Genomic DNA, 18,427 nt, shown 5'->3' on the forward strand with positions numbered 1-18,427 from the left:
TTGCACGTCAGGCGCACCTGTCAAGCCGTCCAGTCGAGGTCGGTGCCTTTTTGTCACCAGATCAATGACAGCGTTGCCGCATGGTGCCGGACCCGGCCGAGGCGCGGTTTTTCGCCCGGCGCGAGATTTTTCAGGTCGTGGTGGTTGTCCTTGCCGTCTGGGCATGGCAGGAAGGGCGCTCGGCGGCGGTGAATGACCCTTGGCGCGATTCTGCGCCGCTATTTTCATATCTGAACATTTACAGGTTTTCCGATGCGTGATCCGTTGTTCCGCATGGCCCTGATTCTTGGCCTGCTTTCCGCCGTCGGTCCCTTTGCGATCGACATGTATTTGCCCGCGCTGCCGCAGGTGGCCCGCGACCTTGGCACGTCCGAGGCCAAGGCCGCCCTGACGCTGACCTCGTATTTCATCGTCTTTGGTATCGCCCAGATGATCTACGGCCCGATGGCCGACGCGGTCGGGCGCAAGAAACCTCTGGTGATCGGTGTGGCGATCTTTCTTGTCGCTACGGTGGCCGCCAGCCTTGCGCCGACCATCGGCTGGCTGATTGCGGCCCGCGCCCTGCAGGGGCTTGGTGCGGCGACGCTGATGGCGGTGCCGCGCGCGGTGATCCGCGACATGGCGACCGGCCCAGCGGCCGCAAAGATGATGGCCGCGATCATGATTGTGATTTCGGTCTCGCCCATGCTTGCGCCGCTGACCGGCTCGGCCGTGATGGCCTGGGGCGGCTGGCGCGAGATCTTTGCGGTGCTGGCGGCCGCCGCTCTGCTGAGCCTTGCGCTGATTCTTTTTGTGCTGCCGGAAACCCTGCCTCAGGCAGAGCGCCGTCCCGTGCGTCTGACCACCATGGCCGAAGGAGCAAGACGTCTCTTGTCCGACCGCCGCTTTATGGGGCTGACCATGATCGGTGGCTTTGGCATGGCAAGCTTCTTTGTGTTCCTTGCTTCGGCGAGCTTTGTTTATACCGGGCAATATGGGCTTAGCCCGACCGGCTTTTCGCTGGCCTTTGCCGTGAATGCGATCGGCTTTTTCTCTGCTTCGCAATTCGCGGGCAAGCTGGCCGAGCGTTATGGGATGGAGCGGGTCATCTCGTTTGCCATCACCGGTTTTGCGGGACTTGCGCTGCTTTTGTCGGTGGTGGTGATGGCGGGGTTTGATGCTCTGCCGGTGGTGATCGCCGGGTTGTTCATGGCCAATGCTTGTCTGGGCCTGGTGATGCCGACCGCCATGGTCATGTCGCTGGATCCGCATCCGGATATTGCCGGGCTGGCCTCGTCACTGGGTGGCACGATCCAGATGCTGACCGGCGGGCTGATGATCGCCGTCACCAGCCCTTTCCTTGACAATACCTCGGTGACGATGGTGCCAGCGATTGCGCTGTGCGCGGTTCTGGCATGGGCCGCGGCCGCGGCCTCGCTGCCCCGCCTGCGGCTGCTGGCGTAAGGGTTTACTGCGATGGGCGGCGGTGAACACAACCCGGGCCAGATTGCACCCGGTTAGCCGCCGCCATGCCTCGCGCCCCTCATGCGTGGGGCCGGTAAACCGACAGGTCGGCTGGCGGTCACGTCAAAGCCGGCCTTGTCAGAATTCGGCAGCGTCCGGTACGGCCAACAGATCATCGCAGCGTCTGACGCGTGAATTGTGGGTCAGCGGCCCCATATCCGGGCGTGGCTCGCAGGGCGGTTTTATCCCCGAAAAGCCCCGGATGCGCGGTCTGGGGCCAGCTGTCACCCCCGGGGCCAGGGCCAGTGGATTGCCGGGTCGCGTCCGTTCGGCCTAGTCGCGGGGCGGGCTGCCGCGTGATGAAAGATGTCGAACTCAACCTGATCATCCTGCTGCGCCACTAGTCCCGGCTTTCCCGTTCCAGAAGCGCGCGTTTGCGTGCAAGGCCCCAGCGATAGCCCGAAAGCGCGCCGTCGCTGCGCACCACCCGGTGGCAGGGGATGGCGACCGCGACCGGGTTTGCTGCGCAGGCCGCCGCTACGGCGCGATGGGCGCGGGGGGCGCCGATGCGGCGGGCAATCTCGGCATAGCTTGTGGTGCTGCCGGGCGGGATCTGACGCAATGCCTGCCAGACCCGCTGTTGAAACACCGTGCCCCGCAGATCAAGCGGCAGGTCAAGCCCGACGCCCGGAGCCTCGACAAAGCCGATGACCCGGGCGATCAGGGCCTGAAATTCTGGATCATCGCCGATGAGGGTGGCGGCAGGAAAGCGGTCCTGAAATTCGTGCAGCAGCGCCTGGGGATCGTCCCCTAATGCGATGGCGCAGATGCCGCGCTGGCTTTGCGCAACAAGGATCGCGCCAAGCTGGCTCTGACCAAGCGCAAAGCGGATCTCGGCCCCGGCGCCTCCCTTGCGCCAGGCCGAAGGCGTCATTCCCAGCATCTGATCCGCGTTCTCATAAAACCGGCTGGCCGAGCCGAAACCTGCATCATAGATCGCCCCGGTCACACTGTCGCTGTCGTGCAACTGCTCGCGCAGCCGGCCGGCGCGATGGGCGATGGCATAGGCGCGGGGCGTCATTCCGGTCGCGGCCTTGAACTGGCGGTGAAAATGAAAGGGGCTCAGCCCCGCCGCCTCGGCCAGCTGTTCCAGGCTGGGCGTGGTTTCAGCGCCTTCGATCAGGCGGCAGGCGGCCGCGACCAGCGCGGCATTCGCCTCGGCCGCTGAAAGACCGCGCGGATTGCAGCGTCGGCAGGGGCGGAAGCCCGCCGCTTCGGCCTCGTCGGGCGCGGGGTACAGCGTTACATTCTGCGCCTTGGCCCGCCGCGCCGGGCAAGAGGGCCGACAGTAGACCCCGGTCGTATGGACGGCATAGACGAAACTTCCATCCGCTGCGGCATCGCGTGCCAGCACCCGCTGCCAGCGCGGATCGGCTTTGGTAGGAAGGGCGGCATCGGTCATGGCAAGAGCCTTTCTGCTGAACAGTTCCTTACCACGGATATCGCCGACGGGGCAGCCGGGCACTCCGCCGCTTGCGGTCAAATTCGCGCGGTCAGGGAATGTTCAACGGGCTGTCAAGCAGGCTGTCGGTCTGGACGAGCGCCTTCAGCGCGGCCGGGTCGGTGATGGTCACACGCATTCCGTCGATATGGACGCCATGGTCACGCAGCGCCTTAAAGGCGCGTGACAGGCTTTCCGGCGTCATGCCCAGATAAGAAGCGAGCAGCCGCTTTTCCTGCGGCAATACAAAGCCCTGCGCCCCGGCATAATCCGATCGTTGCAACAGATACGCCCCCAGCCTTTCGCGGGCATTGCGCAGTTTCAGGTTCTTGGCATGGCGCACGAGGCTGCGATAGCCCTCGGCCAGTTCCTGCACCGTAGCAAGGGCAAAGCCCGGATCGCGCGAAAAGGCCGCCCGCACATCCACCGCCGGGATCAGCACGATCCGCGAACGTTGCAGCGTGCGCGCTGACATCAGATAGGGCGCATCGCGCATGCAGGCGGCAAGGATAAAGGTCGCAACCGGCTGGACCACCGCCATGGTGGTATCGCGATCCTGCCAATTGGCATAAAGCTCGACCGCACCCTCCAGCACGACATGCAGGAAATTCGCGGCTTCGCCCTGCCGGACCAGTTCAAGCTGTGCGGGGAAAACCTGATCGTAGGCAGCGTGCATCAGCTCATCAAAGGCCGGGCTGGTCATGTTGCGAAACAGGGTCAGCTTGCGGATGTCGTTGCGGTCCTCTTCGCGCATCTGATGATCCTTGCTGTCGTGGCTGGAATCAGGTGCAAGCTGGCAGTTTGTTTGACTATTGTCAATCAATACTGCCAATTTTGTTATTCAGTTAACTAATAGATCCGATACGGCGATTTGAGCAGTTTCCTTGGCAGGAAGCGTAAAAACCAAATCCGGACGATTTTTCCCCAAGAGGGGGTGCAGGTTGATCTAGATCAAATCTGGTGACACCTGTCCGTGTTGGGTGAGCGGTGGAAATGCGCGTGAAAGACCCAAAACCGGAGCAGCCGCCATGCCGGAAACCCGTTCTCCGTCCCCACTGGAGCAGCAGATGGCCCTGTGGCTTAGCACCATAGCGTTCACGCTGTGCTTTGCCGTCTGGACGATCTTTTCCATCATCGGTGTCACCATCAAACACGACCTTGGCCTGTCCGAGTTCCAGTATGGTGTGCTGATCGCAACCCCAATCCTGACCGGCTCACTCGTCCGGCTGATCCTCGGCGTCTGGACCGAGCGTTATGGCGGACGGCTGGTGTTCTCATTGCAGATGCTGCTGACCGGCGCGGCGACCTGGGCGCTGACCTGGGCGCATAGCTACACGGGCTTTCTGCTGGCCGCGCTTGGCGTCGGGCTGGCAGGCGGTTCGTTCATCATCGGCGTCGCCTATGTCTCGAAATGGTTCCCAAGCCAGCGTCAGGGTACGGCGCTTGGCATCTTTGGCATGGGCAACGTCGGCGCGGCGGTGACCAAGTTCCTAGCGCCTTTTATCCTTGTCGCCTGGGGCTGGCAGGCCGTTGCGCAGATCTGGGCGGTCGGCATCGCGCTGATGGGCGTGATTTTCCTGCTGATCGCGCGGGACGATCCCGATTTTCAGGCCCGGCGCGCGGCGGGTATCGCCGCCCCTTCGCTGGCCGAGCAATTCGCCCCCCTGAAAAAGCTGCAGGTCTGGCGCTTTGCGCTTTACTATTTCTTTGTCTTTGGCGGCTTTGTCGCGCTGGCGCTGTGGCTGCCCCATTACCTGACCGAGGTTTATGGCGTCGATCTGCGGGTTGCCGGTATGGCGGCTGCGGCCTTCAGCCTGTCGGCAAGCGTGTTTCGTGCCTATGGCGGCATGCTGTCGGACCGTTTTGGCGCGCGTACGGTGATGTACTGGACCTTTGGCTTTAGTGCGCTGTTTCTGTTCATGCTGTCCTATCCGCCGACGGATTACACGATCCGTGGCAAGGACGGGCTGATTTCGTTCTCGACCGAGATGGGACTTTGGCCCTTTGTGGTCACGCTTTTTGCACTGGGGTTCTTTATGAGCCTTGGGAAAGCGGCGATCTTTAAGCATATCCCGGTCTATTATCCGAACCATGTCGGTTCGGTCGGTGGTCTGGTCGGCATGATCGGCGGGCTTGGCGGGTTCATCCTGCCCATCGTCTTTGGCGCCCTGCTGGACCTGACCGGGATCTGGACTTCGTGCTTTGCGCTGCTGTTTCTTGTCGTCATCGTGTCGATGGCGTGGATGCATCTGTCGATCCGCGCGATGGAGCGGCAGGCGCAGGGCAAGGCGCTGGACCGGTTGCCGAACTTTCCCGAACTGGCCGAGGTGCATGACCCCGAGCGCACCGTGATGCCGCGCGTCCTTGACGACTGGCGGCCCGAGGACCCGGCCTTCTGGGCGGAAAAGGGCCGCAGGATTGCGCAACGGAACCTGTGGATTTCAATCCCGGCGCTGCTTTTGGCCTTTGCCGTCTGGATGGTCTGGTCGGTGGTGGTGGCAAAGCTGCCCCAGATCGGTTTCGCCTTCAGTCAGGACCAGCTGTTCTGGCTGGCGGCACTGCCGGCACTGTCGGGGGCGACGCTGCGCATCTTTTACAGCTTTATGGTGCCGATCTTTGGCGGGCGGCTGTGGACGACGCTTTCGACCGCCTCGCTGCTGATCCCGGCGATGGGTATCGGCTATGCGGTGCAGGACCCCGCCACGCCCTACATCATCTTTGTCGCGCTGGCGCTGCTATGCGGGCTGGGCGGGGCCAATTTCGCCTCATCCATGGCCAATATCAGCTTCTTTTTCCCCAAATCGGAAAAAGGCAGCGCCATGGGGCTGAACGCTGGTCTGGGCAACCTTGGCGTTTCGGTGATGCAGTTCCTTGTCCCGCTGGTCATCACCGTCGGCGTGTTTGGTGCCGTCGGCGGCGACCCGCAACCGCTGTCGGACGGCGGCCGGTTGTGGCTGCAAAACGCGGGCTTCATCTGGGTGCCCTTTATCATTGCCGTGACCATTGCTGCCTGGATCGGCATGAATGACATCGCCGATGCGAAGGCAAGCTTCCGCGAACAGGCAGTGATCTTTACCCGGCTGCACAACTGGGTGATGTGCCTGCTGTATATCGGCACCTTTGGCAGCTTCATCGGCTATTCGGCGGGCTTTCCGCTGCTGATCGGCCTTGCCTTCCCCGAGGTGAACGCCCTGCAATACGTCTTTCTTGGCCCGCTTGTCGGCGCGCTGAGCCGGGCTGGCTCGGGCTGGCTGTCCGACAGGGTCGGTGGCGCACGGGTGACCTTCTGGGTCTTTGCCGGCATGATCGCCTCGGTCGCGCTGGTGATCGTATCGCTGCAAGCGGCCTCGTTTATGGGCTTCTTTGCCGGGTTCATGGCGCTGTTCTTCTTTACCGGGGTCGGCAACTCTTCGACCTTCCAGATGATCCCCGTGATCATGCGCAAAGAGGTCGCCCGGCTGGAGCCGCAACTGAGCCCGGACGAACGTCGCCGCCAGTCCGACCGCGAGTCCGCCGCCATCATCGCCTTTACCAGCGCGATCGGTGCCTATGGCGGTTTCTTCATCCCCAAGGCCTATGGCAGCTCGATCGCCCTGACCGGGTCTGTGCTGGGCGCGCTGTGGGCCTTTCTGGGCTTCTACGTGCTCTGCCTTGCCGTGACCTGGGTGTTCTACACCCGCCCGGGCGGCCTTTTGCATGACATCGAACGCGGCCGCGCCGAAAGCGGCGCCGCCACCCCCGCATGAGAATCCCAAGGAGACAGCAATGAGCCATCTGCTGGACCGTCTGAATTTTCTGAGGCCCGCCCGCAAGGACGTGTTCTCAGAGGGCCATGGCCAGACCACGGTCGAAAACCGCGACTGGGAGGAAAGCTATCGCGCCCGCTGGCGCCACGACAAGATCGTGCGCTCGACCCATGGGGTGAACTGCACCGGGTCCTGTTCGTGGAAGATCTATGTCAAATCCGGCATCGTCACATGGGAGACGCAGCAGACCGATTATCCGCGTACCCGCCCCGATCTGCCCAACCATGAACCGCGCGGCTGCGCGCGGGGTGCGTCCTACAGCTGGTATCTTTACTCGGCCAACCGGGTGAAAACGCCGATGATCCGGGGCAGGCTGATGCGGCTGTGGCGCGAAAAGCGCCGCAGCATGTCACCGGTCGCCGCGTGGGAGGCGATCCAGAACGACCCCGCCGCCCGCGAAAGCTATACCCGCATCCGCGGCAAGGGCGGCTTTGTGCGCGCAGGCTGGGACGAAGCGACCGAGATCATCGCTGCTGCCAATGCCTATACCGCACGTAAATACGGCCCCGACCGGGTCTTTGGCTTTTCGCCCATCCCGGCCATGTCGATGATCTCATACGCCGCCGGGACGCGCTATCTGTCGCTTTTGGGCGGGACCTGCATGTCCTTTTACGACTGGTATTGCGACCTGCCGCCGGCAAGCCCGCAGACATGGGGCGAACAGACCGACGTGCCGGAATCGGCCGACTGGTATAATGCGGGCTATCTGCTGCTCTGGGGCTCGAACGTGCCGCAGACCCGCACCCCTGACGCGCATTTCTATACCGAGGCGCGCTATCGCGGCACCAAATCGGCGGTGATCTGCCCCGACTATTCCGAGGCCGCAAAATTCGGCGACATCTGGCTGAACGCCAAGCAGGGCACCGATGCGGCGCTTGGGATGGCCTTTGGCCACGTCATCCTGCGTGAATTCCACCTGGACCGGCAGGCCGAGTATTTTGAGGATTACTGCCGCCGCTATTCCGATATGCCGATGCTGGTCAGGCTTGATCAGCGCGATGGCCGTCTGATCCCGGGCCGCCAGTTGCGCGCCAGCGATTTAGACGGCGCGCTGGGTCAGGCCAACAATCCCGAATGGAAAACCGTCGCCATTGACGAAATCAGCGACCGTATCGTGGTCCCGAACGGCTCGGTCGGTTTCCGCTGGGGCGAAGAGGGGCGCTGGAACCTTGAGGAAAAGGCCGGCGATGACGCGGTTCGCCTTAAGATGAGCCTGATCCTTGACGAGGATCGCGATGATATTGTGGGCGTCGATTTCCCCTATTTCGGCGGTGCCGCGACCAACGGCTTTGCCATTGATGACCGGGGCGAGGTCCTGACCCGCAATGTACCGGTCAAGCGGCTGACCCTGGCCAATGGGGAAGAGGCGCTTGTCGCGACGGTCTTTGACCTGTTGTGTGCCAATTACAGCCTTGACCGTGGGCTTGGGGGCGACCACGTCACGCGCGATTATGACGCTGACGTGCCTTTTACCCCCGCCTGGGCCGAGCACATCACCGGCGTCCGCCGTGACAAGATCATCCAGGTGGCGCGGGAATTCGCCGCCAATGCCGAAAAGACCAACGGGCGTTCCATGGTTATCATCGGCGCGGCGATGAACCACTGGTTCCACATGGACATGAATTACCGCGCCGTCATCAACATGCTGGTGATGTGCGGCTGTGTCGGCCAGTCGGGCGGTGGTTGGGCGCATTACGTTGGACAGGAAAAGCTGCGGCCGCAAACCGGCTGGACGGCGCTGGCCTTTGCGCTGGACTGGGCGCGTCCGCCGCGCCACATGAACTCGACCTCGGCCTGGTATGCCCATACCGACCAGTGGCGCTATGAAACGGTGGGGGCGCAGGAGATCCTGTCCCCGACCGCGCCCAAGGGGGACTGGGGCCAGCTTAGCCTCATTGACTATAATATCCGGGCTGAACGGATGGGGTGGCTGCCCTCGGCCCCGCAACTGCGCACCAATCCGCTGGAGGTCGGCCGTGCCGCCCGCGCCGAGGGTGTTCCGGTTGCCGATTATGTCGCGCGCGGGCTGAAATCCGGCGCCTTGCAAATGTCCTGCGAGGACCCGGACACGCCCGAGAACTGGCCGCGCAACCTCTTTGTCTGGCGCTCGAACCTGCTTGGCTCGTCGGGCAAGGGGCATGAATATTTCCTCAGGCACCTGCTTGGCACCGATCACGGCGTGCTTGGCAAGGATCTGGGGCAGGAGGGGCGTCAGAAGCCGGTCGAGGCGACCTGGCATGACAAGGCGCCCGAGGGCAAACTGGACCTGCTGGTGACCATCGACTTCCGTATGTCCACCACCGCTGTCTATGCCGACATCGTCCTGCCAACCGCCAGCTGGTACGAAAAGGACGATATGAACACCTCGGACATGCATCCCTTTATCCACCCGCTGCAGGCGGCGGTGGACCCGGCCTATGAGTCGCGCACCGATTGGGAAATCTTCAAATCCATTGCCCGCAAGTTTTCCGAGATCGCACCCGAGGTGCTGGGGGTCGAAACCGATGTCGTGCAGCTGCCCTTGCAGCACGATAGCGCGGGCGAGATCGCCCAACCCTTTGTACAGGACTGGAAGCTGGGCGAATGCGATCTGATCCCCGGCAAGACCGCGCCGAACTATATCGAGGTGACGCGCGATTATCCGAACCTTTACAAGCGGTTCACCGCGCTTGGCCCGTTGATGGAAAAGCTTGGCAACGGCGGCAAGGGCATCTCCTGGGACACCAGGGATGAGGTTCACCACCTGCAGGCCCTGAACGGATGCGTGACCGAGGATGGCCCGACCCGGGGCATGGCGCGGATCGAGACGGCGATCGACGCCGCCGAAGTGGTCCTGATGCTGGCCCCCGAAACCAATGGCGAGGTTGCGGTCAAGGCATGGCAGGCGCTTGGCAAGGCCACGGGCCGCAGCCACCAGCATCTGGCCGAGGTCAAAGAGGATGAAAAGATCCGCTTCCGCGATATCGCTGCCCAGCCCAGAAAGATCATCTCGTCTCCGACCTGGTCAGGCATCGAAAGCGAAGAGGTCTGCTACAACGCCGGCTGGACCAACGTGCATGAGCTGATCCCGTGGCGCACCGTGACCGGCCGCCAGCAGCTTTATCAGGATCACGAATGGATGCGCGCCTTTGGCGAGGCTTTCGTGACATGGCGGCCTCCGGTCGATCTCAAGACGATCACGGCGGATGCCCGCAAGTCGCTGGGGGCCAGCGAAAAGCATGTGGTGCTGAACTTTATCACCCCGCACCAGAAATGGGGCATCCATTCGACCTATACCGACAACCTGCTGATGCTGACGCTGAACCGCGGCGGTCCGGTGGTGTGGATATCTGAGATCGACGCGAAAAAGGCCGGGCTGGTCGATAACGACTGGGTCGAGGTCTTTAACAGCAACGGCGTCATCACTGCGCGTGCCGTCGTCAGCCAGCGCATGAAGGAAGGCACGCTCTTTATGTATCACGCTCAGGAAAAGATCGTGAACACGCCGGGCAGCCAGATTACCGGCCTGCGCGGCGGCATCCACAACTCGGTCACCCGCACGGTGCTGAAGCCCACCCATATGATCGGTGGCTATGCACAGCTGTCCTATGGGTTCAACTATTACGGCACGGTGGGCGCCAACCGGGACGAATTCGTCATCGTCCGCAAGCTGGACAAGATCGACTGGCTCGATCGCCCCGCAACCCAAGCCACGGAGGCAGCGGAATGAAAGTGCGCGCACAAATCGGCATGGTGCTGAACCTGGACAAATGCATCGGCTGTCATACCTGTTCGGTCACCTGCAAGAACGTCTGGACCTCGCGCGAGGGGGTCGAATACGCGTGGTTCAACAACGTCGAGACCAAGCCCGGCATCGGCTATCCCAAGGATTGGGAAAACCAGAAACGCTGGAACGGCGGCTGGGTGCGGACGAAATCGGGGCATCTGCAACCCCGGCAGGGCGGCAAGTGGCGCATCCTTGCCAATATCTTTGCCAACCCCGACCTGCCCGAGATCGACGATTTCTACGAACCTTTTGATTTCGATTACGACCATCTGAAATCGGCGCCCGAGATGCAGGCGTTCCCAAGCGCCCGCCCGCGCTCAAAGATTTCGGGCGAGCGGATGGAAAAGATCGAATGGGGCCCGAACTGGGAAGAAATCCTTGGCGGCGAGTTCGAAAAACGCAGCAGGGACTATAACTTTGAGGGCGTTCAGAAGGACATCTATGGTGAATATGAAAACACCTTCATGATGTACCTGCCGCGGTTGTGCGAACATTGCCTTAACCCGGCCTGCGTCGCCTCGTGCCCCTCGGGCGCGATCTACAAGCGCGAAGAGGATGGCGTCGTCCTGATTGACCAGGACAAATGCCGGGGCTGGCGGATGTGCGTTTCGGGCTGTCCCTACAAAAAGATCTATTACAACTGGTCCACCGGCAAATCGGAAAAATGCATCCTGTGCTATCCGCGCCTGGAATCCGGCCAGCCCACGGTCTGTTCGGAAACCTGCGTCGGGCGCATCCGCTATCTGGGTGTGATGCTTTACGACGCCGACCGCATCGCCGAGGCTGCCAGCACCGAGTCCGAGATGGATCTTTACGACGCGCAACTGGGTGTTTTCCTTGATCCGGACGATCCCGAGGTGATTGCCGCCGCCCGGGCCGAGGGCATCCCCGAGGACTGGATCCGCGGCGCGCAGAAATCTCCGATCTGGAAGATGGCGATGGAGTGGAAGATTGCCTTTCCGCTGCACCCTGAATACCGCACCCTGCCGATGGTCTGGTATGTGCCGCCGCTGTCGCCGATCCAGAACGCGGCCGAGGCGGGCAAGATCGCGGCGCAGGACGATATGCCCGACGTGCGCAGCCTGCGCATCCCGCTGCGCTATCTGGCCAATATGCTGACCGCCGGGGACGAAGCCCCTGTCGCAGCCGCGCTTGAACGGATGCTGGCGATGCGCAGCTACATGCGTTCCAGGACGCTGGACGGCGTGGTGAACCTTGCCATTGCAAAACGGGTCGGCCTGACCCCCCAGCAGATTGATGAGATGTATCACCTGCTGGCCATCGCCAATTACGAGGATCGCTTTGTCATCCCGACCACGCATCGTGAGCTGGTCGAGGATGCCTATGACCTGCGCGGCGGCTGTGGCTTTACCGATGGGCATGGCTGCTCGTCGGGCAACAGCCCCTCGCTGTTTGGCGGCAAGAAATTCCGCAGCCCGCAGGAGTTCATCGCATGAAAACCTTCAAGGCCCTTTCCGCGCTGCTGAGCTATCCCGGCGAAGATCTGATCGCCGCTTTGCCCCAGATTGAGCAGGTCCTGCAATCCGAGGGCCTGCTTGGTCCCCGGCGCATGGATGAAATCCGCAGCCTGTTGCAAAAGCTGGGGCAGGGCGACCTATACGATTTGCAGGAACGTTATGTGCTGCTTTTTGATCGCTCGCGCAGCCTGTCGCTGAACCTGTTTGAGCATGTCCACGGCGAAAGCCGCGACCGCGGCGGCGCGATGGTGGACCTGCTTGAAACCTATCGCGACGGCGGCTTTGACCTTGCGGGGTCCGAGCTGCCCGATCACCTGCCGGTGCTGCTGGAATACCTGTCCACCCGGCCTCTGCCCGAGGCGTTGGCGCTGTTGGCCGATGCCTCGCATATCCTTGTCGCGCTGGCCGAGCGGCTGACGCGGCGCGAGTCCGCCTATGCCGCTGTCCTTGGCGCGCTGGTGGCGCTTGTGGTGACCGAGCCGGTCGAACTGCCCGAAGAACTGGCCGCCGTCCCCGATGACGACCCCGAGGATCTAGCCGCGCTAGACGCCGTCTGGGAAGAGGCACAGGTGACGTTTGGCCCCGATCCCAACGCCGGCTGTCCGGTCAGCCGCGACATTCTGGCCCGTATGGACGCCCCGCGCGCCCAAAGCCCGGCGCAATGAACAGGAGGCGCAGATGAACTATGTTCTTTTCGGCATCTACCCCTATATCGCCATCACGGTGATGATCCTGGGTTCTGTCATCCGCTATGACCACGACCCTTTCAGCTGGAAATCAAAGTCCAGCCAGATCCTGCGTCGTCGTCAATTCGTCATCGGTTCGGTCCTGTTTCATGTCGGCGTGCTGATTATTCTTGGCGGCCATCTGGTCGGGCTTTTGACCCCGATCGCCGTCTTTGACGCCATCGGCATCAGCCATGGCGCAAAACAGGTGATGGCGATGACCGTGGGCGGCATCGCCGGGGTTATGGCGCTTATCGGCGGGGCGCTGCTTTTGCATCGCAGACTGACCGACCCGCGCGTGCGCGCCCATTCGACTCTGGCCGATACCGGCATTCTTGCGCTGCTTGTCGCGCAACTGGTCCTTGGGCTGGCGACGATTCTGGTTTCGATGCAGCATCTTGACGGGCATGAGATGACCCTGCTCATGTCCTGGGCGCAGGGGATCGTCTATCTGCGCGCCGGTGCGGCTGAACATCTGGCCCATGTCCATTGGCTGTTCAAACTGCATATCCTGCTGGGGCTGACGATCTTTGTGCTCTTTCCCTTTACCCGGCTTGTGCACATGATTTCGGCTCCGGTGCGCTATCTGTGGCGACCGGGCTATCAGATCGTGCGCTCGCGCCGCTTCCCGGCGGAGTAAGGGCGATGGAGATGAAACCGCTTTTGCCGCCGGTCGTGGTGAACGGCGTCACCATCGACCCCGGCCGCATCGCGGCCGAGGCGCAGAACCATCCCGCGCCCAAGGGCAAGCCCGGTCATGCCTGGCGCGCAGCAGCGCGGGCGCTGGCGGTGCGCGAACTTTTGTTGCAAGAGGCCCGCGCGCAAGGCATCACCGCTGAACCTGCCGAGCTTGCGCCCGGCCAGTGGGAAACTGCGGAAGAGGCCCTGATCCGCGCTCTGCTGGATCAGGAGATCCAACCCGATCCCGTCGATGAGACGGTGCTGGCGGCCTATCACGCGGCGCATCCGGAACAGTTCCGCTCTCCTTCGCTATACGAGGCGGCGCATATCCTTTTCGCCGCTGCCCCGGATGATGCCAAGGCGCGTGAAAGGGCGCGCGCCGAGGCCGGGGCGGTTCTGGCCGAGCTTTGTGCCGCGCCGCGCCGCTTTGCTGAGCTGGCAGCACGCCATAGCGCCTGTTCCTCGAAAACCTCGGGCGGCGTGCTGGGCCAGCTGACCGCCGGCGATACGGTACCCGAGTTCGAGGCGGCGCTGGCCACGATGGAGGAAGGCGCGCTGACCATCGCCGAAACGCGCTATGGGCTGCACATCATCCGCCTTGATGCGCGGGCGCGGGGCGAGGTGCTGCCCTTTGCCGCCGTCCTTCCGCGCCTGCGTGAGGCGCATGACAAGGCGGCATGGCTGCGCGCCAGCCATGACTATATAGATGGGTTGATCGCAAGGGCCCGGATCTCGGGCGTCTCGTTTCAACGCGAAGGGGGCGCATGATGCAACTCGCCTATGTCAGCATACCCGGTCGTGGTGCGAATGACCTGTTTCTGGCCGGTGTCGCCGCGCGGTTGCTGGACGGTGGTATCCGGCTTGCCGGGACCGTTCAGACCAACCCGCGGCGCGAGGGGCGGATCAAATGCGATATGGACCTGCGCGTGCTGCCGGATGGTCCGGTGCTGCGCATCAGCGAGGACCGCGGCAATGGCGCACGCGGCTGTCGGCTGGATGCGGGTGTGCTGGAGGCGGCTGTCTCGGGCGTTGCCGCCGCACTGCCCGGTGCGGATCTGCTGCTTGTCAATAAATTTGGCAAGCAGGAAAGCGAAGGCCGGGGATTTGCCCCCCTGATCGCCGAGGCGCTGTCGCGCGGCATTCCGGTCCTGTGCGGGGTAAACGGGCTGAACCTGCCCGCGTTTCAAGGCTTTGCCGAGGGGCTTGCCACAGCCCTGCCGGGGGATGAGGCGGCGGTCCTTGACTGGTGCCAGCGCGCCTGCGGGCTGCAGCCGGCCTGATCTGTCTTTTCCCATGAGAAAGGCCCGGTCACGCGACCGGGCTTTTTGCTGCAAGGCTCAGGCGGTGCGGCCCGGCCCTGAGACCGGCTTTTTTGCCACCCGCGGACGCGCCAGCACCGGCAGATACAACAGGGCAAAGCCGCCGAACCCGATAACCCACAGCGTGCCCGACAAATGCAGCAGCCACAGCTGTGCGGGCAGCCAGCCGGCCAGCAGCCGCGTGACCACCGCGCCACAAAGCGCCAGATACAGTGCCGTAGTGCCCGGCCCGGCGTGCAGCGATCGGCCGCTGTGGCCAAGGCTTGCGCGGGTCATGACCGCCAGCGTCATCAGGCCGATCGCCCCGGCCAGCCAGATATGCCGGGCGGGGGCTGGGGCGATCAGGCCGAACCCTGCCGCCCCCTCGGCCCAAAAGCCAAGCGCAAGCAGCGCATAGGCAAGGTGCAGGACCCAAAGCAGCGGTTCGGCCCCGGTTTGCAGGCCCTGCCAGCGCGCAAGGCGCCACAGTTGTGCCGCCCCCGTCACAAGCATCAGCCATGGCATCCATGCGGCCTCGGGCGCTGCAATGAAACCGGCCAGCGTCAGCCCGGTCAGCCCCAGCACCGCGCCATCCGCGCGGCCAAAGGGCACGGGCAGGCGTGTGCGGCCCCTTGCAGCCAGCCAGTTGCGGGTAAAGCTGGGGGTGATCCGCCCGCCAATCAGCGCCACCAGCATCAGGACCGCAGCCAGCCCCAGCCGCATACCCATACCGTCAAAGGCGGCCTCTCCTCGTGCGGCCTCAAGGTGAAACAGCGCATTGGCGGTGGCAAACAGCGCCAACAGCGCCAGCACCGGCAGGTTCCGCCAATTGCGGCCATGCAGGATTTCGCGCGCCAGAAAGGCAAGCAGGACCAGGGTGCAGGCCAGGTCCGCCACCATCACCACCCGCCAGTCAAGCAGGCCCGAGATTGCAAGCGCCACCCGCCCCAGCAGCCACAGCCCGACCAGCCCGGCCAATGGCGTGCCGATCACCGGCAGCCGTCCGGTCCAGTTCGGCACCGCCGTCAAAAGGAATCCGGCAATGACCCCGCTTGTATAACCAAAAAGGAATTCATGCGCGTGCCAGCTAAAGGGATCCATGGCCAGAGGCAGGATCCCGGCCCCGCTCAGCATGGCGACCCACACTAGCATGGCCAGTGCCGCCCATAGTGATGAGAGCAGGAAAAAGGCCCGAAATCCGTGGCTGAACAGGACTGGCCCGCGATAATTGCGCATGCGTTCCGCGGTGGACATTGCGCGTCTCCATCCGAAAAGGGTCAGGGGCAGGGGGTTGCACCGGGCTGCGCGTCAAGAAAACCTTGCGCAAAGACCGTGCCGGGCAGAATGCGCCGCAGATCGGAAAGCGCATCGGGCGCAGGCAATCCATTTTCAAGAATCTGCGCGTAAATATTTATGATATCATCAAAATTATCTTGCTGAGGCGACAGGCGCAGGGCGCTTATGCCTGCCTCGCGCAGCGCCGCGGCGTGCGGGGCGGCGGTCATGTGGGCGTGGCTCAGCGTCTGGACGCCATTCACGGTCAGGAAAGGCTGGCCCTCTAATGTCTCGACAAGGCGGCCGTCGGGGTCTTCGGCGCAGACGAACTGGCAGTTATCCTTGGCCCGATCATGTAACCGCGCGTGATAACACCGACCCGAGATTGCCAGCGGTGCGCGGCCATGGCCCCAGACCTCGACCGCGACGCCCGCCTGACGGCCCGCGCGGGCAAGCTGCACGACCGAGGCAAGAGGTAGCTCGGGCGGCAGGCAGATGCGGCGCGCGCCTTTCGCGGCAAGCCATTCCAGCGTGCCCTCGTTATAAACGTTCACGGTCGGGCCGACCCAAAAGGGTGCGCCCTCGGGCAGGTGCTGAAGCGCCCCCAGATCGGCAATCTCGACCGGCAGGTCCGAGGCAAACAGCCCGGCTGTCTGCCGCCGCTCGCGCTTTAGCGTGATGAGTGTCAGCGTGGACAGCGCGACCTCTTTGCCGGCGGCTTGCAGGGCCTCGACAGCGGCCGGGATCTCGTGCTGCCAGAAGGGCAGGCGTTTCGAACAGACCCATTCCCCGATCACCACCCGCTGAACCGGAGTGCTGGCGAGCCTCTGGTAAAAGGCGCGGACCTGCTCTGCGCTCCAGAAAAAGGCGATGGGGCCAATGGTCAGATCCATGTTCATCTCCATGTCTTGGCATAGGCGCCGGTGGTCGCGGCCTGCCCCTCGGTCAGCCGGGCCAGCAGCCCCTCGGGCATCGGTGCGCCCTGATCGGCGGCCTCGACCGCGGCGCGAAATGCGCGCACCACCTGCGCCACATAGGCGCGCGACCGCTGCCGCCCCTCGATCTTCAGGGCGGTGACGCCGGCTTTTTGCAGGGCCGGGATCAGCCGGGTTGCATCAAGGCTGACCGGATCCTCAAAAATATGGCCGGTCTGGCTGCTGCCATCGCCGGGCGAGGTAAAGCAGCCCTTGCACAGCGTCGGATAGGGTACAGGCATGCCCTTGGGCGTGCGGTGGATCAGGAATTCCCCCAGCCGCGCCTCATGATTGCCGCCGGTATCGGCATAGGCAACGTGGCTGGCGGGTGAGCAGACGCCGTTCATATTCGGCGAAAGCCCCGTAGCGTATGAGGATAGCGAACAACGCCCCTCGGCCATCACACATAGCCCGCCAAAGACAAAGACTTCGGTTTCGATGTCGATTTCGCGGTTGATGGCGGTGATTTCCTCGACCGAAAGCACACGGGGCAGAACCACCCGGCGAATACCAAAGGTTCGGGCATGGAAATTGATCGCGTCGGGATTGGCGGCGGCCGCCTGAACCGAAAGATGCAGTCGCAGATGGGGATGGGTCTGGGCCGCATGGGCGATCAGCCCCGGATCGGCAAGGATCACGGCATCGGCGTCCAGACCTGCTGCATCGCTGACGGCGCGGTGCCACAGCGCCTGATCACCCGCGCGGGGAAAGGTGTTGATCGCAATCAGCACCTTGGCGCCGCGGGCATGGGCATAGGCGATGCCCTGGGCCATTTCCTCGCGGCTGAAGTTCAGGCCGGGAAAGTTGCGGGCATTGGTTTCATCGGCAAAGCCGCAATAGACCGTATGTGCGCCAGCATCGACCGCTGCACGCAAAGCTGCCGGGGTTCCGGCCGGACAGACCAGCTCCATCATGGCAATACCTCTTGTCGGGACAGGATCAGGCCGCTTTTGCGCGCGGCCAGGGCCGAGCCGCGCCGCAGCCAGCCGCCAAACTGGCCGGACAGGGCGGCCAGTTCCTCGGTCAGGTCCAGTTCGGCGTCGTCCAGCGCATTGCGCAGCGCCAGCACGGCAGAAGTGTCGCCGCCGATCTGCAACTCGCCGGAAAAGAACAGCGCATCCCCGTCCTCGGCCCCGTGCAGCATGGCAAGAAAGGCGGCAAGCCCGCCACGGATCGCGGCGTCATGCGCAGGCTCAGGCGTGCGGCGGGAATGGGCGCTCAGACGCCGCGCCTCGGGCTGCATCAGCAAAAGAAACGGCCCGTCGCGGACATCAAGCAGAAATCGCGCGCCGGCATAGGGGCCAAGCCGCGACAGGATCGACGGGTTTCGCTGGGCGATGCGGCGCAGAAAAGCCGTCAGCGCCAGCCCAAGGGCCGGGCGGGCAAGCGGCGGGGGCGGAAGCCGCGTCAGCAGCGGCAGCAGGGCAGGGCGCTGGGTCATGCCAGACGGTCTAGGCCGGTTAATCGGGGTTGTGATTGA

15 protein-coding genes are annotated in these 18,427 nt (G+C 63.5%); 9 read left to right on the top strand and 6 right to left on the bottom strand.

From position 1 onward, the window contains the following. Positions 1-80: 80 nt before the first annotated feature. Positions 81-260, top strand: coding sequence for a hypothetical protein (locus tag PARACOCCUSGL_RS0113445; RefSeq protein ID WP_010397492.1), 180 nt, complete (start codon positions 81-83; stop codon positions 258-260). Beyond that, positions 253-1,443 carry a multidrug effflux MFS transporter gene (locus PARACOCCUSGL_RS0113450; RefSeq protein ID WP_010397494.1) on the top strand — a complete coding sequence of 397 codons (1,191 nt, stop codon included), beginning with the start codon at positions 253-255 and terminating at the stop codon, positions 1,441-1,443. The genes PARACOCCUSGL_RS0113445 and PARACOCCUSGL_RS0113450 overlap by 8 nt, the downstream gene beginning before the upstream one ends. A 400-nt stretch (positions 1,444-1,843) precedes the next feature. Here PARACOCCUSGL_RS0113450 and ada read toward each other — a convergent pair whose 3' ends face one another. Beyond that, complete coding sequence (gene ada, locus PARACOCCUSGL_RS0113455) at positions 1,844-2,905, bottom strand: bifunctional DNA-binding transcriptional regulator/O6-methylguanine-DNA methyltransferase Ada (protein WP_010397496.1); 1,062 nt, start codon at positions 2,903-2,905, stop codon at positions 1,844-1,846. A gap of 91 nt (positions 2,906-2,996) precedes the next feature. Continuing rightward, positions 2,997-3,698, bottom strand: a complete 702-nt coding sequence (locus tag PARACOCCUSGL_RS0113460; RefSeq protein ID WP_010397498.1) for a helix-turn-helix domain-containing protein — start codon at positions 3,696-3,698, stop codon at positions 2,997-2,999. 313 nt (positions 3,699-4,011) lie between these two features. On the opposite strand from PARACOCCUSGL_RS0113460, the gene PARACOCCUSGL_RS0113465 reads away from it, so the two are divergent. The 7 genes from PARACOCCUSGL_RS0113465 to PARACOCCUSGL_RS0113495 are packed head-to-tail and all read left to right on the top strand — an operon-like array spanning position 4,012 to position 14,680. Next, positions 4,012-6,690 (top strand): MFS transporter, encoded by a 2,679-nt coding sequence (locus PARACOCCUSGL_RS0113465; protein WP_010397500.1) that lies wholly within the window; start codon positions 4,012-4,014, stop codon positions 6,688-6,690. A 19-nt stretch (positions 6,691-6,709) separates the two neighbouring features. After that, positions 6,710-10,459, top strand: a complete 3,750-nt coding sequence (locus PARACOCCUSGL_RS0113470) for a nitrate reductase subunit alpha (protein WP_010397502.1) — start codon at positions 6,710-6,712, stop codon at positions 10,457-10,459. Then, on the top strand, positions 10,456-11,973 hold the full coding sequence (narH, locus tag PARACOCCUSGL_RS0113475) for a nitrate reductase subunit beta (RefSeq protein ID WP_010397504.1): 1,518 nt from the start codon (positions 10,456-10,458) through the stop codon (positions 11,971-11,973). The genes PARACOCCUSGL_RS0113470 and narH overlap by 4 nt, the downstream gene beginning before the upstream one ends. Further along, complete coding sequence (gene narJ, locus PARACOCCUSGL_RS0113480) at positions 11,970-12,659, top strand: nitrate reductase molybdenum cofactor assembly chaperone (protein WP_010397508.1); 690 nt, start codon at positions 11,970-11,972, stop codon at positions 12,657-12,659. The genes narH and narJ overlap by 4 nt, the downstream gene beginning before the upstream one ends. Before the next feature lie 13 nt (positions 12,660-12,672). Then, complete coding sequence (gene narI, locus PARACOCCUSGL_RS0113485) at positions 12,673-13,359, top strand: respiratory nitrate reductase subunit gamma (RefSeq protein ID WP_010397511.1); 687 nt, start codon at positions 12,673-12,675, stop codon at positions 13,357-13,359. 11 nt (positions 13,360-13,370) lie between these two features. Beyond that, positions 13,371-14,168, top strand: coding sequence for a peptidylprolyl isomerase (locus PARACOCCUSGL_RS0113490; RefSeq protein ID WP_237701517.1), 798 nt, complete (start codon positions 13,371-13,373; stop codon positions 14,166-14,168). After that, positions 14,168-14,680, top strand: coding sequence for a DUF2478 domain-containing protein (locus PARACOCCUSGL_RS0113495; protein ID WP_010397516.1), 513 nt, complete (start codon positions 14,168-14,170; stop codon positions 14,678-14,680). The genes PARACOCCUSGL_RS0113490 and PARACOCCUSGL_RS0113495 overlap by 1 nt, the downstream gene beginning before the upstream one ends. A 57-nt stretch (positions 14,681-14,737) precedes the next feature. Here the strand turns inward: PARACOCCUSGL_RS0113495 and PARACOCCUSGL_RS0113500 are convergent, their stop codons facing one another. The 4 genes from PARACOCCUSGL_RS0113500 to PARACOCCUSGL_RS0113515 are packed head-to-tail and all read right to left on the bottom strand — an operon-like array spanning position 14,738 to position 18,388. Then, on the bottom strand, positions 14,738-15,952 hold the full coding sequence (locus PARACOCCUSGL_RS0113500; protein WP_010397518.1) for an NnrS family protein: 1,215 nt from the start codon (positions 15,950-15,952) through the stop codon (positions 14,738-14,740). 23 nt (positions 15,953-15,975) lie between these two features. Further along, positions 15,976-16,866, bottom strand: a complete 891-nt coding sequence (locus PARACOCCUSGL_RS0113505) for a U32 family peptidase (RefSeq protein ID WP_010397520.1) — start codon at positions 16,864-16,866, stop codon at positions 15,976-15,978. A gap of 2 nt (positions 16,867-16,868) precedes the next feature. After that, complete coding sequence (locus PARACOCCUSGL_RS0113510; RefSeq protein ID WP_029372254.1) at positions 16,869-17,858, bottom strand: peptidase U32 family protein; 990 nt, start codon at positions 17,856-17,858, stop codon at positions 16,869-16,871. After that, positions 17,858-18,388 (bottom strand): SCP2 domain-containing protein, encoded by a 531-nt coding sequence (locus PARACOCCUSGL_RS0113515; RefSeq protein WP_010397524.1) that lies wholly within the window; start codon positions 18,386-18,388, stop codon positions 17,858-17,860. Before PARACOCCUSGL_RS0113515 ends, PARACOCCUSGL_RS0113510 begins: the two co-directional genes overlap by 1 nt. Positions 18,389-18,427: the final 39 nt, after the last annotated feature.

The organism is Paracoccus sp. TRP, from assembly GCF_000185925.1.
Lineage (GTDB): Bacteria > Pseudomonadota > Alphaproteobacteria > Rhodobacterales > Rhodobacteraceae > Paracoccus > Paracoccus kondratievae.

Excerpts from the sequence above, each read along its gene's own strand:
- PARACOCCUSGL_RS0113460 (WP_010397498.1), bottom strand. The coding sequence starts at position 3,698 with ATGCGCGAAGAGGACCGCAACGACATCCGCAAGCTGACCCTGTTTCGC.
- PARACOCCUSGL_RS0113495 (WP_010397516.1), top strand. The coding sequence starts at position 14,168 with ATGCAACTCGCCTATGTCAGCATACCCGGTCGTGGTGCGAATGACCTG.
- PARACOCCUSGL_RS0113470 (WP_010397502.1), top strand. The coding sequence starts at position 6,710 with ATGAGCCATCTGCTGGACCGTCTGAATTTTCTGAGGCCCGCCCGCAAG.
- PARACOCCUSGL_RS0113510 (WP_029372254.1), bottom strand. The coding sequence starts at position 17,858 with ATGGAGCTGGTCTGTCCGGCCGGAACCCCGGCAGCTTTGCGTGCAGCG.
- narJ (WP_010397508.1), top strand. The coding sequence starts at position 11,970 with ATGAAAACCTTCAAGGCCCTTTCCGCGCTGCTGAGCTATCCCGGCGAA.
- PARACOCCUSGL_RS0113445 (WP_010397492.1), top strand. The coding sequence starts at position 81 with ATGGTGCCGGACCCGGCCGAGGCGCGGTTTTTCGCCCGGCGCGAGATT.
- PARACOCCUSGL_RS0113505 (WP_010397520.1), bottom strand. The coding sequence starts at position 16,866 with ATGGATCTGACCATTGGCCCCATCGCCTTTTTCTGGAGCGCAGAGCAG.
- PARACOCCUSGL_RS0113515 (WP_010397524.1), bottom strand. The coding sequence starts at position 18,388 with ATGACCCAGCGCCCTGCCCTGCTGCCGCTGCTGACGCGGCTTCCGCCC.
- ada (WP_010397496.1), bottom strand. The coding sequence starts at position 2,905 with ATGACCGATGCCGCCCTTCCTACCAAAGCCGATCCGCGCTGGCAGCGG.
- PARACOCCUSGL_RS0113490 (WP_237701517.1), top strand. The coding sequence starts at position 13,371 with ATGAAACCGCTTTTGCCGCCGGTCGTGGTGAACGGCGTCACCATCGAC.
- narI (WP_010397511.1), top strand. The coding sequence starts at position 12,673 with ATGAACTATGTTCTTTTCGGCATCTACCCCTATATCGCCATCACGGTG.
- PARACOCCUSGL_RS0113450 (WP_010397494.1), top strand. The coding sequence starts at position 253 with ATGCGTGATCCGTTGTTCCGCATGGCCCTGATTCTTGGCCTGCTTTCC.
- PARACOCCUSGL_RS0113500 (WP_010397518.1), bottom strand. The coding sequence starts at position 15,952 with ATGTCCACCGCGGAACGCATGCGCAATTATCGCGGGCCAGTCCTGTTC.
- narH (WP_010397504.1), top strand. The coding sequence starts at position 10,456 with ATGAAAGTGCGCGCACAAATCGGCATGGTGCTGAACCTGGACAAATGC.
- PARACOCCUSGL_RS0113465 (WP_010397500.1), top strand. The coding sequence starts at position 4,012 with ATGGCCCTGTGGCTTAGCACCATAGCGTTCACGCTGTGCTTTGCCGTC.